At 43.5% G+C, this 14,830-nt stretch carries 13 protein-coding genes; 7 read left to right on the top strand and 6 right to left on the bottom strand.

Annotated elements, in window-relative coordinates:
• Positions 1-4 precede the first annotated feature (4 nt).
• A complete protein-coding gene (gene ispA / locus OCU30_RS08615) occupies positions 5-889 on the bottom strand; it encodes a (2E,6E)-farnesyl diphosphate synthase (RefSeq protein ID WP_077313627.1) in 885 nt (294 codons plus the stop codon).
• A gap of 17 nt (positions 890-906) precedes the next feature.
• Complete coding sequence (xseB, locus tag OCU30_RS08610) at positions 907-1,149, bottom strand: exodeoxyribonuclease VII small subunit (protein ID WP_077312166.1); 243 nt, start codon at positions 1,147-1,149, stop codon at positions 907-909.
• A gap of 458 nt (positions 1,150-1,607) precedes the next feature.
• On the opposite strand from xseB, the gene pomA reads away from it, so the two are divergent.
• The 7 genes from pomA to rlmM all read left to right on the top strand — a co-directional run bounded on the left by pomA (position 1,608) and on the right by rlmM (position 8,431).
• Complete coding sequence (gene pomA, locus OCU30_RS08605; protein ID WP_077312168.1) at positions 1,608-2,372, top strand: flagellar motor protein PomA; 765 nt, start codon at positions 1,608-1,610, stop codon at positions 2,370-2,372.
• An 11-nt stretch (positions 2,373-2,383) separates the two neighbouring features.
• Positions 2,384-3,361 (top strand): flagellar motor protein MotB, encoded by a 978-nt coding sequence (locus OCU30_RS08600; protein ID WP_077312170.1) that lies wholly within the window; start codon positions 2,384-2,386, stop codon positions 3,359-3,361.
• A 186-nt stretch (positions 3,362-3,547) separates the two neighbouring features.
• Positions 3,548-4,996 (top strand): tRNA uracil 4-sulfurtransferase ThiI, encoded by a 1,449-nt coding sequence (thiI, locus tag OCU30_RS08595; RefSeq protein ID WP_077312172.1) that lies wholly within the window; start codon positions 3,548-3,550, stop codon positions 4,994-4,996.
• A 428-nt stretch (positions 4,997-5,424) separates the two neighbouring features.
• The gene (locus tag OCU30_RS08590) at positions 5,425-6,333 is read left to right on the top strand and encodes a transcriptional regulator GcvA (protein ID WP_077312174.1); all 909 of its coding nucleotides are present in this window, start codon (positions 5,425-5,427) and stop codon (positions 6,331-6,333) included.
• Complete coding sequence (locus OCU30_RS08585) at positions 6,326-6,952, top strand: alpha/beta family hydrolase (protein ID WP_077312176.1); 627 nt, start codon at positions 6,326-6,328, stop codon at positions 6,950-6,952. The genes OCU30_RS08590 and OCU30_RS08585 overlap by 8 nt, the downstream gene beginning before the upstream one ends.
• The gene (locus OCU30_RS08580) at positions 6,942-7,343 is read left to right on the top strand and encodes a DUF423 domain-containing protein (RefSeq protein ID WP_077312178.1); all 402 of its coding nucleotides are present in this window, start codon (positions 6,942-6,944) and stop codon (positions 7,341-7,343) included. The genes OCU30_RS08585 and OCU30_RS08580 overlap by 11 nt, the downstream gene beginning before the upstream one ends.
• Positions 7,340-8,431 (top strand): 23S rRNA (cytidine(2498)-2'-O)-methyltransferase RlmM, encoded by a 1,092-nt coding sequence (rlmM, locus tag OCU30_RS08575; RefSeq protein ID WP_077312179.1) that lies wholly within the window; start codon positions 7,340-7,342, stop codon positions 8,429-8,431. The genes OCU30_RS08580 and rlmM overlap by 4 nt, the downstream gene beginning before the upstream one ends.
• A gap of 127 nt (positions 8,432-8,558) precedes the next feature.
• Here the strand turns inward: rlmM and xni are convergent, their stop codons facing one another.
• The 4 genes from xni to OCU30_RS08555 form a co-directional block, all read right to left on the bottom strand.
• Positions 8,559-9,335, bottom strand: a complete 777-nt coding sequence (gene xni, locus OCU30_RS08570; RefSeq protein ID WP_077312181.1) for a flap endonuclease Xni — start codon at positions 9,333-9,335, stop codon at positions 8,559-8,561.
• 82 nt (positions 9,336-9,417) lie between these two features.
• Positions 9,418-10,776 carry a nucleotide 5'-monophosphate nucleosidase PpnN gene (ppnN, locus tag OCU30_RS08565; protein WP_077312183.1) on the bottom strand — a complete coding sequence of 453 codons (1,359 nt, stop codon included), beginning with the start codon at positions 10,774-10,776 and terminating at the stop codon, positions 9,418-9,420.
• A gap of 213 nt (positions 10,777-10,989) precedes the next feature.
• Positions 10,990-12,297, bottom strand: coding sequence for a sensor domain-containing diguanylate cyclase (locus tag OCU30_RS08560; protein ID WP_159439094.1), 1,308 nt, complete (start codon positions 12,295-12,297; stop codon positions 10,990-10,992).
• Between the two features lie 260 nt (positions 12,298-12,557).
• Positions 12,558-14,822 (bottom strand): tetratricopeptide repeat-containing diguanylate cyclase, encoded by a 2,265-nt coding sequence (locus OCU30_RS08555; RefSeq protein WP_077312186.1) that lies wholly within the window; start codon positions 14,820-14,822, stop codon positions 12,558-12,560.
• Positions 14,823-14,830 lie beyond the last annotated feature (8 nt).

The raw sequence follows: 14,830 nt of genomic DNA, 5'->3' as shown, positions 1-14,830 counted from the left end.
AGTGTTAGTTTTTGCGCTCGATAACGTATCGGGCGAACGCTTCGAGATACTCTGTGTCATAAGGAATAGCCTCTAATGCCCGAAGAGATTCCTCAAGGAGAGCTTGCGCTTTTTCAATCGCACCTTCTAAACCAAGTAAGGCAGGGTAAGTGCTTTTATGTAATTGTTCATCTGAGCCCTGAGGCTTCCCTAGGGTCTGTGTGTCACTGACTACATCCAGAATATCATCCTGAACTTGAAAAGCGAGCCCAACGGCTTGAGCGTAGGTATCTAGCTGCGGTAAAACGGCGAGGCCTTTTTCTCCAGCAGCGAGAGCACCTAAGCGAACGGCACAACGAATGAGTGCGCCGGTTTTATTGCGGTGGATATGTTCTAGTTCATCGACGGATACTGAACGGTTTTCGGCCGCTAAGTCCAATGCTTGTCCAAGACACATGCCTTGGGCGCCCGAAGCTTGGGCAAGCATTTGAATCATCTTAACGCGTTGCGATTCACCTTCTGGTGCTAATGGCCCTTCAGCTAAAATACTGAATGCGAGCGTTTGTAGAGCGTCTCCGGTCAAAATTGCGGTGGCTTCGTCAAATTTCACATGACACGTCGGTTGGCCGCGGCGCAGCTCATCATCATCCATCGCTGGTAAATCATCATGAATTAATGAATAAGCATGAATACATTCAATCGCTGATGCCGGAGTATCTAGTTGTATTAACTCACAACCTAGCATTTGCCCTGTGGCATAAACTAAAAAAGGACGGACACGCTTACCACCTAGTAATAAGCCATAATTCATCGCTTGTATTAATCGTGAATCTACGTTTGAAAAGTGCTTGAGCCACAGTTCAAGTTGCGCATTGTTTCTTTGCTGTAAAGAGGTTAGTGCCTCATTCATAACGACTTTTGCATCCATTATTCTGGCGAATCGGTAAAATCACTCAGTGCCTCAGTATCACTGTTATTGAGCAAAATACTGACCCGTTGTTCGGCATCATCTAATTTTGCTTGTCCAGAGCGAGCGAGTGCGATACCTCGTTCGAATTTCTTGAGGGCATCATCTAATGCCAGCTCACCATTTTCGAGTTTATCAACGAGTTGATCGAGTTCGCTGATGGTGTCTTCAAAGGACATGTTTTCCGGTTTTTTGCTCGCCATAATGATTTTACCTTAGGAAAGATGCACGAAAGTTACCTTAGGGATAACTAAGGGTCAAATGTAACGGCATAATTGTGTCATAAATCCCTGCTATTGGTTAGCATTAGAGATAAGATTTTTTGGGGAATCGATGTTTATCACGCAGTTTTCGTTCGTTGAAATAGCAATCTGGCATATTTATGTAATGCTTTATGGACAATGTGTCATTTTCTAAGATTACAGCCCCGACCTAAACAGTGGTACGATTATTGTATTAATATGCGAACGCCATGGTCAGTATGGCTTGTGTGGTGCGTTGTTGCGCACGTTATTGTAAGGGTATTCACATTCACTGATGTAAAGTTGCCGTAATCGCTACACCGATTACATTATCGAATAGAATTGGTTTAAAGATTTGATAACTTTGCCGATACAGTAGAATCAATACTGGGAATGAACAGTAGCATGAGGAGTGCTTCGTGGATTTAGCAACGCTATTAGGCCTGATTGGTGGCTTGGCTTTTGTAATTATGGCGATGGTCTTAGGCGGAAGCATCATGATGTTCGTCGATGTCACATCGGTGCTGATTGTGATCGGTGGCTCTGTATTCGTGGTTATGATGAAGTTCACTATGGGGCAGTTTTTCGGGGCGGCGAAAATTGCTGGTAAGGCCTTCATGTTTAAAGCCGACAACCCAGAAGATTTGATTGCAAAAGTCGTTGAAATGGCAGATGCGGCTCGTAAAGGCGGCTTTCTTGCTCTAGAAGAAATGGAAATTCCTAACGGGTTCATGCAAAAAGGCATTGATTTGCTGGTGGATGGGCATGATGCGGAGGTAGTGAAAGCCACGATGCAAAAAGATATTGCGTTGACCAATGAACGTCACGAGTCCGGCGCGAACGTGTTTCGCGCATTCGGTGATGTGGCTCCTGCGATGGGAATGATCGGTACCTTGGTTGGTTTGGTTGCGATGCTATCGAATATGGATGACCCCAAATCGATTGGTCCTGCGATGGCGGTGGCTTTGTTAACAACACTCTATGGCGCAATTTTATCGAATATGGTTTTTTTCCCTATTGCCGATAAACTGGCACTACGCCGTGAGCAAGAGACGTTAAACCGTCGTTTGATTATGGACGGCGTACTCGCCATTCAAGATGGACAAAACCCGCGAGTGATTGATAGTTATCTGAAAAACTACCTCAATGAAGGTAAGCGTAGTTTAGATATCGATAACGAATAGTGGAGTGACGTATGGACGACGAAGAACAACCGTGTAAATGTCCTCCACCAGGTTTGCCTCTGTGGATGGGGACATTTGCCGATTTAATGTCACTATTAATGTGCTTTTTTGTACTGCTTCTCTCATTCTCAGAGATGGATGTACTCAAGTTTAAGCAAATTGCCGGCTCGATGAAGTTCGCTTTTGGTGTGCAGAACCGTTTGGAAGTGAAAGATATTCCGAAAGGAACCAGTATTATTGCGCAAGAGTTTCGGCCGGGTAGGCCGGAGCCAACACCGATTGATGTCATTATGCAGCAGACTATTGACATTACTCAGCAAACGCTAGAGTTTCAAGAAGGTGAATCTGACCGAGCTGGGGGCGCGCAGCGTGATGCTGGAAAACTGGATGGGGGACAATCGCCGCAAACTTCAACGGAAAGTAATCAAAATTCAGAATCTCAGCAACAGCAGCAACAAGCTGAAGCAATGAGTGAAGAAGAAGTTGATTCTACGGTAGAGAAAATTAAAAAAGCCTTGCAGCGTGAAATTCAACAAGGGGCAATTGAAGTAGAAAACTTAGGTCAACAAATCGTCATTCGTATTAAAGAGCAGGGCGCATTTCCAGCCAGCTCAGCGTTTTTACAACCTAAGTTTCGTCCGTTAGTTCGTCAAGTGGCGGAGTTAGTCAAAGATGTACCGGGTAAAATTCGTATTACCGGTCATACCGATAACCAACCGATTGATTCTGAGCTCTATCGTTCTTTATGGGATTTGTCTTCGCAACGCGCGGTCTCGGTTGCGCAAGAAATGGAAAAAGTCCAAGGCTTTGACCATGACCGCTTGCAAGTGCGTGGTCTTGCTGATACGGAACCATTAGTCCCTAATGATACGCCCGCACATCGTGCAGAAAATCGTCGCGTCGAAATCAGTATTATGCAAGGTGAGCCCTTGTACAGTGATCCTGTCTCATCAGGGAATGCCAATAATGCGGCGCCAACTCCACAGTAACTAGCTGATTGAGAATAAAAAAGCAGAACGCCAGTTCTGCTTTTTTTATAACCTTTTATCAAGTGGTCAATATCGTGTATAATCCCGCACCCTTAGCGGTAGCGCTGAATGTAGGCACACTTTTCTTAAGCAAAGTGACTACGAACGGCAGACCAAATCTCTAATTTACAATGCGAATACACACCTATGAAATTTATTGTTAAGCCTCATCCGGAAATTTATGTCAAAAGCGAATCTGTGCGTAAACGCTTCACAAAGATTCTAGAGAGTAATATTCGCATTATGGTCAAACGCCGTACTGAGTCAGTCGCCGTATTTAATCGTCGTGATCATATTGAAGTGGCTGCCGATAGCGATAAATATTACTCCGAAGTATTGGAAATTCTGACCCATACGCCTGGCATTAATCATGTTTTAGAAGTCAAACAGACAGAATTTGAATCTCTGCATGACATTTATGAACATGTATTAGAACTGAATAAAGACGCGATTGAGAATAAAACGTTTGTGGTTCGCGCTAAGCGCCGTGGCAAACATGATTTTTCTTCTATTGAACTTGAGCGTTATGTCGGTGGTGGGTTGAACCAAGCGGTGGAAAGCGCCAAAGTTCAGCTGAAAAAGCCGGATGTGACCATCAATATTGAAGTTCGTGATGAACTATTAAATCAGGTTATTGCGCGCCATAATGGGTTAGGCGGTTTTCCTATGGGCACACAGGAAGATGTGCTGAGCTTGATTTCAGGTGGTTTTGACTCGGGTGTTTCTAGCTACTTACATATTAAACGTGGTTCGAAAGTGCATTACTGTTTCTTCAATCTAGGTGGGCCTGCTCACGAGATTGGTGTCAAACAGGTGGCTCACTACTTATGGAACAAATACGGTTCATCCGCTAAAGTGCGTTTCCTCTCTATCGATTTCGAACCTGTTGTGGCGGAAATTTTAGAGAAAGTAGACGATGGGCAAATGGGCGTAGTATTAAAACGTATGTTTATGCGTGCCGCGTCAATGGTAGCAAATAAGTTTGGCATCCAAGCGCTCGTTACTGGGGAAGCATTAGGGCAAGTGTCTAGTCAGACGCTAACCAACCTACGTTTAATTGATAACGTAACAGAAACGTTAATTTTGCGTCCATTGGTGACTTGGGACAAGCAAGATATTATTAATGTCGCGCGTCAAATCGGTACGGAAGACTTTGCGAAAACCATGCCTGAATATTGCGGTGTCATTTCTCGTAAGCCAACGGTGAAAGCCGTGAAAGGAATTATTGAAGCAGAAGAAGCAAAATTTGATTTCAGCATCCTTGATGACGTGGTCTACAACGCGCGTCAAATGGATATTCGTGACATTGCGAAAGAATCACAAGAAGCGGTGCCTGAAGTTGAAATGGTAGCCGATGTTCAAGATGCCGCGGTGGTGCTTGATATTCGCAGCACGGAAGAAGAAGACGAGCAGCCTTTAGAGATTGAAGGGGTTGAAGTTACTCATATTCCGTTCTACAAGTTATCGACTAAATTTGGTGATTTGGATCAGTCAAAAACTTACCTACTTTACTGTGCTCAAGGTGTCATGAGCCGTTTACAAGCCTTGTATCTTAAAGAGCAAGGTTTTGATAATGTTAAAGTTTATCGTCCGTAGTCGATTGCTGGTTCAGTCGTGATTATGTAAGGCGCTGTTGACTTAGTCGGCAGCGTTTTTTTTATGGGGAATTTCTATGCAGGCACAGCTAATATTCGCGTAGACCTTAAAGGGCACAGAATGTTTTAGATAAAAAAACACCGCCTGAGGAGGCGGTGCACAAAATTTGACAGACAGGTCAAATAAATACAGGAAGTATGCTTTGTGCAGAGGATGACTGCACAGAACAGGTTGGTAGAAACTACCTAAACTCGAGAAAATACGAGTTTGCAAACACAACATCGTAACAAATTCCAATTGATTTCAAAAAAACCAAGCCGTTCAGGTCTTTGCTACGGGGGGCAATATAGTTTTTCTCTGGCTGGTTAGCAATGAACAATTTATAATGTTTCGAATAAGAAAAACTAATCCTTTATAAGGCAATAACTATGGCAAGACGTTTACCACCGTTAAACTCATTAAAAGTGTTTGAAGCTGCCGCTCGCCATTTGAGTTTTACTCGTGCAGCGGAAGAGTTGTTTGTGACGCAAGCCGCTGTGAGCCACCAAATTAAAACGCTAGAAGAGTTTTTAGGTTTAAAACTATTCCGCCGTCGTAATCGGTCACTATTATTGACTGAAGAAGGGCAAGGTTACTTTTCTGACCTCAAAGATATTTTCACCTCAATTGGCGAGGCCACAGATAAACTATTGGAACGCACTGAAAAAGGTGCGCTGACAATAAGTTTACCGCCGAGTTTTGCCATTCAATGGCTGGTCCCAAGATTGGCGGATTTTAATCGAGAAGAGCCAGATATTGATGTACGTATTAAAGCGGTTGATTTAGAGGAAGGCTCGTTAACCGATGATGTTGATGTGGCGATTTACTACGGTAAAGGTCATTGGCCTGAATTACGATGTGATTTACTGTATCAAGAGTTTTTGATTCCGTTGTGTGCACCGAATGTGTTACTTGGAGAGAAGCCGCTGGCGACATTGCATGATTTATCGCAACATGTGCTGTTGCATGATACCTCGCGCCAGCATTGGAAACAGTTTGCCAAACAAAATGGTATCGAGGGTGTGAATGTGAATCATGGCCCTATTTTTAGCCATACGACAATGGTGTTGCAAGCGGCTATCCATGGACAAGGCATTGCTTTGGGGAATAATGTATTAGCCCAACCAGAAATGGAAGCAGGTCGCTTGGTGGCACCTTTTGATGAAGTGGTCATGACGCCAAATGCTTTTTATGTGGTTTGTGATGAAAAGCAAGCGGATATGGGACGTATTGCGACCTTCAGAGATTGGATGATTCGTACGGCTCGACGCGAACAAGAGGAAGTATTAGATGAGTAATCAATTGCAGTGGGATGGCCCTGAAACTGGTCCAATATTTGTGTTTGCCCATGGCGCGGGAGCAGGCATGGATCATGAGTTTATGCAAAATGTATCGAAGGGATTAGCACAGCAAGGTATTCGCGTGTTGCGCTTTAACTTTCCTTATATGGTTAGACGAATGGAAGAGGGGACGAAACGTCCGCCGGATCGTGCGCCTAAGTTGCTAGATGCATTTACCGATATTATTGAAACCCAATGTTCTGGACCGGTGGTGATCGGTGGTAAGTCGATGGGGGGGCGTATGGCGTCATGGCTTGGTGAACATGAGCAAGTCGCCGGTATTGCTTGCCTTGGTTTCCCATTTCACCCGCCGGGCAAACCTGAAAAATTTAAAGGCGATCACCTTGCAACAGTGGCTAAGCCGTGTTTGATCTTGCAGGGGGAGCGCGATACGTTTGGCAAACAAGAAGAGTTTGCCGATTTTATTTTCAGTCCTCATGTTCGTTACCAATTTATCCCCGATGGTGACCATGGCTTTAAGCCGCGTAAACGCTCTGGCTATACAGAGGAAGGAAATATTAAACAGGTTGTTGACGCATTGAGCCTATTTATTCGCGAGGTTTATAATGAATACTAAGCACTTACTTACTATTGGTGGAGCGTTATCTGGTCTTGGAGTGTGTATTGGGGCCTTCGCGGCGCATGGATTGAAAAAACTGATTTCTGCCCAGATGGTCGAGGTTTTTCAAACCGGGGTTCATTATCAATTTATTCATTCAGCGGCTTTGTTAGTGTGTGGAGTATTACTCGCCTTACCGATAAATACAGTTAATTCACGAAAGTATTTTTGCCGAGCGGCAATTTGCTTTATCATCGGCATCTTTTGCTTTAGCGGCAGTCTGTATGCGTTGGCTTTAACTAGCGTGAAATGGTTCGGTCCCATAACTCCTTTAGGAGGAGTATTCTTTATTGTGGGATGGATTTTCTTTGTATTGGCTGCTTTGAAATTAAATGAGGTAACGTCGTGAAACAGATCATGCTGTATTGCCGCTCTGGATTTGAGAAAGAGTGTGCCGGTGAAATACAGGATAAAGCCACTCAGTTGGAAGTTTTTGGCTTTCCGCGCCTAAAAACCAACACTGGTTTTGTGTTATTTGAATGCTTTCAAGACGGCGACGCAGAAGCATTATTAAAAGGTATTGATTTCCAAACATTGATTTTTTCTCGTCAAATGTTTGCTGTGGCCGCGGAATGCACCGACTTGCCACAAGATGATCGTATTTCTCCTTTATTGATGGCACTGTCTGAGCAAGAAGACTGGCCAACGTGTGGTGAACTACGCGTGGAAACACCGGACACCAATGAAGCGAAAGAACTGCTAAAGTTCTGTCGTAAATTTACGGTACCATTGCGCCAAGCGATGCGTGGTAAAGGTCTATTGCTAGCAAAAGAACACAGCAAAAAGCCTGTATTGCATGTGTGTTTTGTCGCGCCGGGACATTGCTATGCGGGATATTCGTATCCAAATAACAATTCTCATTTTTATATGGGGATCCCTCGCCTTAAGTTTCCTGCTGATGCGCCAAGTCGTTCAACCTTAAAGTTAGAGGAAGCGTTTCATGTATTTATTCCGCGTGCTGAGTGGGATGAGCGCTTATCCTCAGGCATGTGGGCGGTTGATTTAGGTGCCTGTCCTGGTGGTTGGACGTATCAATTGGTGAAGCGTTCGATGTTCGTGCATGCGATTGATAATGGCATGATGGCTGAAAGCTTGATGGACACGGGGCAAGTACAACACCATATGGTTGATGGGTTTAAATTTGAGCCACCGCGAAAAAATGTGACGTGGTTAGTGTGCGATATGATTGAAAAACCATCACGCGTCGCGCAATTAATGGGTGAGTGGTTAATTCATGGCTGGGCAAAAGAAGCATTGTTCAATCTAAAATTGCCAATGAAAGGCCGTTATGATGAAGTGCTAGACGACATCGAAAACCTGAAAGTTTTCTTACAGCAGCATGATGTGAAATTTCGACTACAAGCTAAACACTTATATCATGACCGTGAAGAAATTACGGTCCATGTGCAAGTGCTGAAAACTATTTCGCCTTGGTAAGTACATCACTTATGGTGAATACTTAACCCGTGCTAAATAAGCCGAGTTGAAACAGTAAAACGCCTGCTAATGCAGGCGTTTTACTGTCAAGTACGACTCATTTCAAGTGATAGAATGAAACTCACCGCTAGGCTTTGGCAGCTTGGTAGCGAATATCCTGTAGATTAAAACCGAGTTCTATGTCGGTTTTTAGCATCGCCACTTGTTTACAGATTCTTGCCATTTCAATATGTTCATCTAATTTTTTGCGGTATTTCGCTAGCAGAGTGTCACTGTGATAGGCTTCTTCAATATCGTTGAATTCATTTAATATGTCTTTCGCCGCTTTCGGACCTAAGCCAGGTACACCTGGTACTTGGCTAGAACTAATGCCTGTTAATCCCCAATAGTCAGCAAGCTGTTCTGGACGCACGCCAAATTCTTGTTTAATAAACGGCGCATCTAGCCAACGATGCTGAAAATAATCACGAATTTGCAGTGTAGGCGATAACAATTGGCAATAGCCTTTGTCGGTTGAGATAATCGTTACTTTTTGACCATGCTCAGATACCTTACGCGCTAATGTTGCGACTAAATCATCCGCCTCGTCACCACTAGAGAGTAAGGAATCGATGCCGAGATCCCACCACGCATCTTGAATCGGTTCTAAACCTTGTTGTAACGGCTCGGGCATCGGCTTACGGTTCGCTTTATAGTTGGGCAATAACTCTGCACGCCAACCTCTATCTTGTAGGTAGTGATCAAATACGGCGATAATGTGAGTCGGTTGCGACTCGTCAATAATGCGAGACAGGGTGCGGCAGGTAGTGTCGATAGTTCGCGCAATATCACTCGGATCCGGTTGAACTGAGTGATTGCGACGAATAAGGTTTAAAGCGTCAATGATGACCAGATGCAGTGACATAGAAATACAAAAAATAGAGGCTGATAGCCTCTATTCTAATGATCTGACTTAAGATTACTACTAGCGCTTGCTTAGAGCTTCTTTATTGGACAATTTTGTAGCAAGGCTCATAAGCGGATCCCCCAGGTAGCTTCATACGATCTTGTGCGACAAAAGCCTGCAGTAGAACGTCCATCTTGGCCATGAGCTCGGAATCACCATGGATTTCGAACGGGCCATGAGCTTCAATTTCCTTAAGCCCTTCGGCTTTAACATTTCCTGCAACAATCCCTGAAAATGCCCGACGTAGGTTTGCGGCGAGTTTTTGCTTAGGTTGGTCTAGGTGTAGATCCAAATCTGCCATATTGGCATGGGTTGGCTCAAAGGGCATTTGAAAATCGGGTTCGATTTTTAATGACCAGTTAAAGCTATAAGCATCTTCCATGTCTTTACGGTGCTGACGTACCAGTGGCATCGCTTTATTCATGATGCGTGCAGCTTCTGCGGGATCATCAATCACGATTTGATAGAGACTCTGCGCTTCTTCACCCAAGGTATCACCAATGAATTGGTCGATGGACTCAAAGTAGGCGGCACTCTCTTTTGGACCAGTAAGAACAATAGGCAAGGGTTGTTGTTTATTATCTGGGTGCATCATAATACCAAGGATGTACAGTAGCTCCTCTGCGGTGCCGGCCCCTCCCGGGAAAATAATAATGCCATGACCCATGCGTACAAACCCTTCCAAACGTTTTTCAATATCAGGCATGATAATGAGTTCATTGACGATTGGATTTGGTGGCTCAGCAGCGATGATGGACGGCTCGGTTAGGCCTAAATAACGTTGTTGATGATAGCGTTGCTTCGCATGACCAATCGCTGCGCCTTTCATTGGCCCTTCCATGGCTCCAGGGCCACATCCGGTACAGACGTTGAGCTCACGCAGCCCAAGCTCATTACCGACTTCACGGGTATATTGGTATTCAATGGCGTTAATAGAGTGCCCACCCCAACAGACAATCAGGTTCGGTGTGATGCCGGGGATCAATCCTTTGGCATTACGTAAAATAGCAAACACTAAGTTAGTGATATGCGTCGGATCATTTGAGTGCTTGCTCGTACTATTTTCCATATGAATATTGACGTAGACAATATCACGCAAGACAGAAAATAAGTGTTCTTGAATACCTTTAATGATTTGGCCATCGACAAACGCATGTTCGGGAGGATTGATCAATTCAAGTTTAATCCCTCGCTCACGACGTTTCACATTGATATCAAATGGCAGATATTTATCGAGTAATTCTTTCGAATTGTCGGTATGGCTCCCTGAGTTTAAGACAGCAAGGCTACAATTTCTATACAGCTGGTACAGTTCACTTGAAGCCGTATTTTGTAGTTGTTCGACTTCCAATTGTGATAATAGATCCATACTGCCCGCTGGGCTGACTTGTGTGATCATTCTGCTCTCCCTATAAAAGGACAAAAAACCACCGAATGTTAACGCTGAGAGTGCATAATGCGTTCGCACACTGGTGGCTAATAACTTATTGATATAATTTGCTTATAACAATCTAGTGTGCATTTTTGATTAAGGAGAATGAGTATGACACAGAGGTGTGACAGCAAGCACACTTTTAGTAATGGCTTGCTGTTTTTTTGACCAGTAATGAGGTTATAACCAAACCAGTTGGCTTGGCGTGACAGTATGTTGTGTAATGAGCTGATTACTGAGTTCTTCTAAAATCCCTTCCGGCGTATCGCCTTGGCTAAAGGCTTTACTTGCGACACTTAACGTAATTTTTAAGTTATGATTGCGAAATTTAAAGGGCAGGGTCGCGACACGCGCTTGTATCGCTTCGATCAGTTCTTTGGCCTGTTTATCACTACGAGTAGGCAGTAACAAAATAAATTCTTCACCACTAAAACGTGCAAAAATATCGCTGCACTTTATATCGCGATTAATCGCACGAGAAATAATTTTGAGTGCTTTGTCACCAGCGGTATAGCCGAAGTTATTATTGACGTAGCTAAAATTATCAATATCAAACAAAGCAATGCGCAGAGGGTGTTGGTTACGTATCCAGTGACGATATTCAGACTCAAGTTGCTCGATAAACGCGGTGCGGTTATATATTTTGGTTAATGGGTCACGGCGTAATCGCTCATTTTGTTCATCAATGCGGCGACGATGCTCTTTTGTCGAATCATTCAGGTTATCAATTTGACGTTTCGCATAAGAAACTTGCTCTAAGAGTACTTTTTCACGTTGTTCTGCTGCTTGGTAACGGTCGGAAAGCTGTTTGAGATCGTGCATCATAGTGGCGACTTGCTCGCGCAGTTTGGTCGTATCTGGCTCGTCTGCAAGGTCGCGATATTTATCTTTAACCAGCGAATTAAAGCGGCGATTCATCTCTTGGCGCTGTATAAAATGATCCCGTGATTTATCACTAATTTGTTCAGTGTTGATACTAATTCGACTAATGAAATCATGCGACTGCTCTAAGAATTGCTGAGACATTTCTCGCTCTTGCTCTGTACCTAGTGCCACGAGCTTAAGCACGTCTAAAGTCAGTTCTACTAAGTCATCGCCACGTACCCCGAGCAAAAGTTTGGTACGTATATCCATGAGTTGTTCGCCATATTCACCATCAAAATCAAGTTCAGTAATCATGTTTTGCAAGGCATTATTTAACCGTGCGATTTGTTCATTACTGGCCTTGTCGCCATCGGGAGCTTGGGAAATATTGCTGTGATTGGTACGAAGGATTTTGATTGTAATATCGTAAAGGTGCAGTAGACGTTGCACTTTTTCTATCGGCCATTCGCCTTGAGTTCCTGCTGAGGTAATATTAGCCACTTGTTGTAAATCACGCCGTATACGCTCAGGAATGCTAGGCGTATTCAGCAAAACTTGAATACTGTTTTTGATTTGAGCTTCAAGACTGGCTGCGTCAGTGCCTAGTGTCGAACTTTGTTGCATTGAAAAGTGCTCCATTACAGCATGAGAAATGAGCGTTAACAAAGGTGTGCTCAATGAATACACGTCGTGGTTGCGACGGAAAATATCATTTATTTGGCTCGTTAAATACGGATAGCGAGCTCTAGGGTGATTCTATAAATCTTTAAATATCATGCATTAGCCGCATAAATAACCGAGTCTATTATTACACGAAGTCAGGGCGTGATGAATAACAAAAGTCGTTATTTTTCAAATTATCAATTCGAGTGGGCAAAAACAACTTAATACTGCAAAAATCGTTTTAGTGTTTGTTCATCTGTACACGATGAATGGACTTTTACTACGCCTTGCGCAATGGCGTGCAAGCAAGAACGACGCATGTCATTCGACGCGAAACTGGCCGCCGGCGCATTGTCAATGGCTCGGAAATAAGCCCAATGGCTACCATTATCTTGTTGGTTCAATTTCTGAGCGAGTTCCGTTGCCATTAATAATATATCGAGTAACTCTTTATCATTAATAGCGGTGTATGCACGCGGTAAAAAAGGATAATCAGCAATGCCTACGCTGATATTTCTATTGATCTCTCTGTCTGCTTCAAACTCATTGATCCAGCCTTGAATACGTTCGACAACTGCTTCTGCGGGCTGCTCGCGATCGCTGTTACGTTCTATGTAGAGTAGGTTAGAATCTGAGAAATGATAGATTCTTTGTTCTTCTGTGAGTTTGGATTTAAGAAATAGACCGAACTCATGTTCCATTTCTAGTCCGCCACTGTACCCTTGCTGTAGGTACATATTGCCAAGAAAAGGTATATCAATCATGACAAAGCGTAGGCGGTCATTCAAGGGTTCATCAATCAGCTCACCAATATGCCACTCTTCAAAGCTACGACTACTTTTTTCTAATGAGGTCGCAAGCTTAGCGTTAAGCATGCGTAAATTACGTAGCTGTGAACGCGAGTGTGTAAATAAACTGTTATTGAGTTCTTCTATTTCATCTTTTTGTCTTTGAATAATATGGCCACGGCGCAGCATGAAGAGCAACAAAATTGAGGCTGCAATGAATAAAGCAAACGCTAATTTCTGAAACTTACTGTATTCGCGTTTGAGTGTTTTTAACTGTTGCTCTTGTCCTGACATATGTAATGTCTGTTCAACAAACTCTTTTTGTTGACGAAAGGCATCTTCACTAATTCGGTTAAGCTTTTCTTGATTAAGTTGCGCCAGTCGGTTGTGGTACTTCATGTTTTGTAGGGCTTTTTTAAACTGCCCAGATTGTTCAAACCCGCGGGAAAGTAATAAATATGCTTTGCTTTCTAATGCGTTATTATTGACGTGGCGGCTAATCGTTAACGCGTTTTGAGCAAAGTTAATGACATTTTTGGTGTCTTTTTCATGAAACGCGAGACCCGCTTTTAATAAGGCCGCTTGAGCTTTTAATACTGAGGTATTGCTCGATTCCAATAGTTGTTCTGCACGGTGTAAATATTGCGCGGCTAATGGATAGTTATAAAGCTCTAAATAGGTGTCGGCAAGAGCCAGACGTGTCTCAATGATATGGTTTAGGTTTTGGTCGTTATTTTCATGGTCAATCGCATTGAAGTAATGCACTAATGCGAGATTATATTTACCTTGTAGGTAATAAATATCTCCCATACGTTTGAGCACGCCACTGATGAGTGGTGAGTGTTGATACTTACCATAAAAATCAGCAGATTGAGAATAATAAATAATGGCTTTATCGAGTACGCGGCGTTCAAAAAATAGACGCCCGAGTAGCGCATTAGTTTTGGCGAGTAAAGCACCAGAGCTATGCTCGACAGCAATCCAATAGGCACGTAATAGTTCAGATAAGGCCATATTATATTGCTCGTGAGTCAAATAATGTTTGCCGATGACAATATAGTACTGAATTTCGGTGCTTGGTGAGTGAGTAGAGGTGATAAACTCTTGTTGTTTCGCAAATAGAGTATTCGCTTTTTTCATCAGCCCTGCATGAGAGGCGACTTCTGCCCGTAACATATTAATTTTATAGTTTATCGAACGAGCGATATGATCATGACCTTTCAGTCCGTCGAATGTGCTCGTAATATTATCGAGTCGTTGATTGGCCGCAGCTGCACTCTGGGTGTGACGCCAGTGCAAACGTGCGGCCAGTAACTCTACTTCTAGCCCTTTGTAAGATAAACCGAAGCGCTCAGCCAAAGCACGGGCCTGATGAATGGAATTAAAGGCGCCGCTCAGGTCATGTAAATTGAATTCCGCTTCTGCAAGAACTTGTAAGGCATTAATACTGTTACGTGGACTACGCACTTGGGTGTCAGATTCATCACGCGCAATCGTTGTTGGTGTTTTCTCTTGAGACTCGGTTAGACGGCGCTGCGAGAGATAATCGCTGACTAGCTTCTTCGCTTGTTTCGGTGAAAGTTCAACCAGTTTTTCTGCGTCTCGCAATGGAGGATAGGCGGATATATCCGCCTGAGCCCATTGTGATATCGTCAGGAAAAAAAGTATTAGCCAAGGTTGCCAGCGAAAATTGCTCATGGGTGAAT

This window comes from Vibrio palustris, from assembly GCF_024346995.1.
In the GTDB taxonomy this organism is placed as follows: domain Bacteria; phylum Pseudomonadota; class Gammaproteobacteria; order Enterobacterales; family Vibrionaceae; genus Vibrio; species Vibrio palustris.
This window is presented reverse-complemented; position numbering and strand designations above follow the sequence as displayed.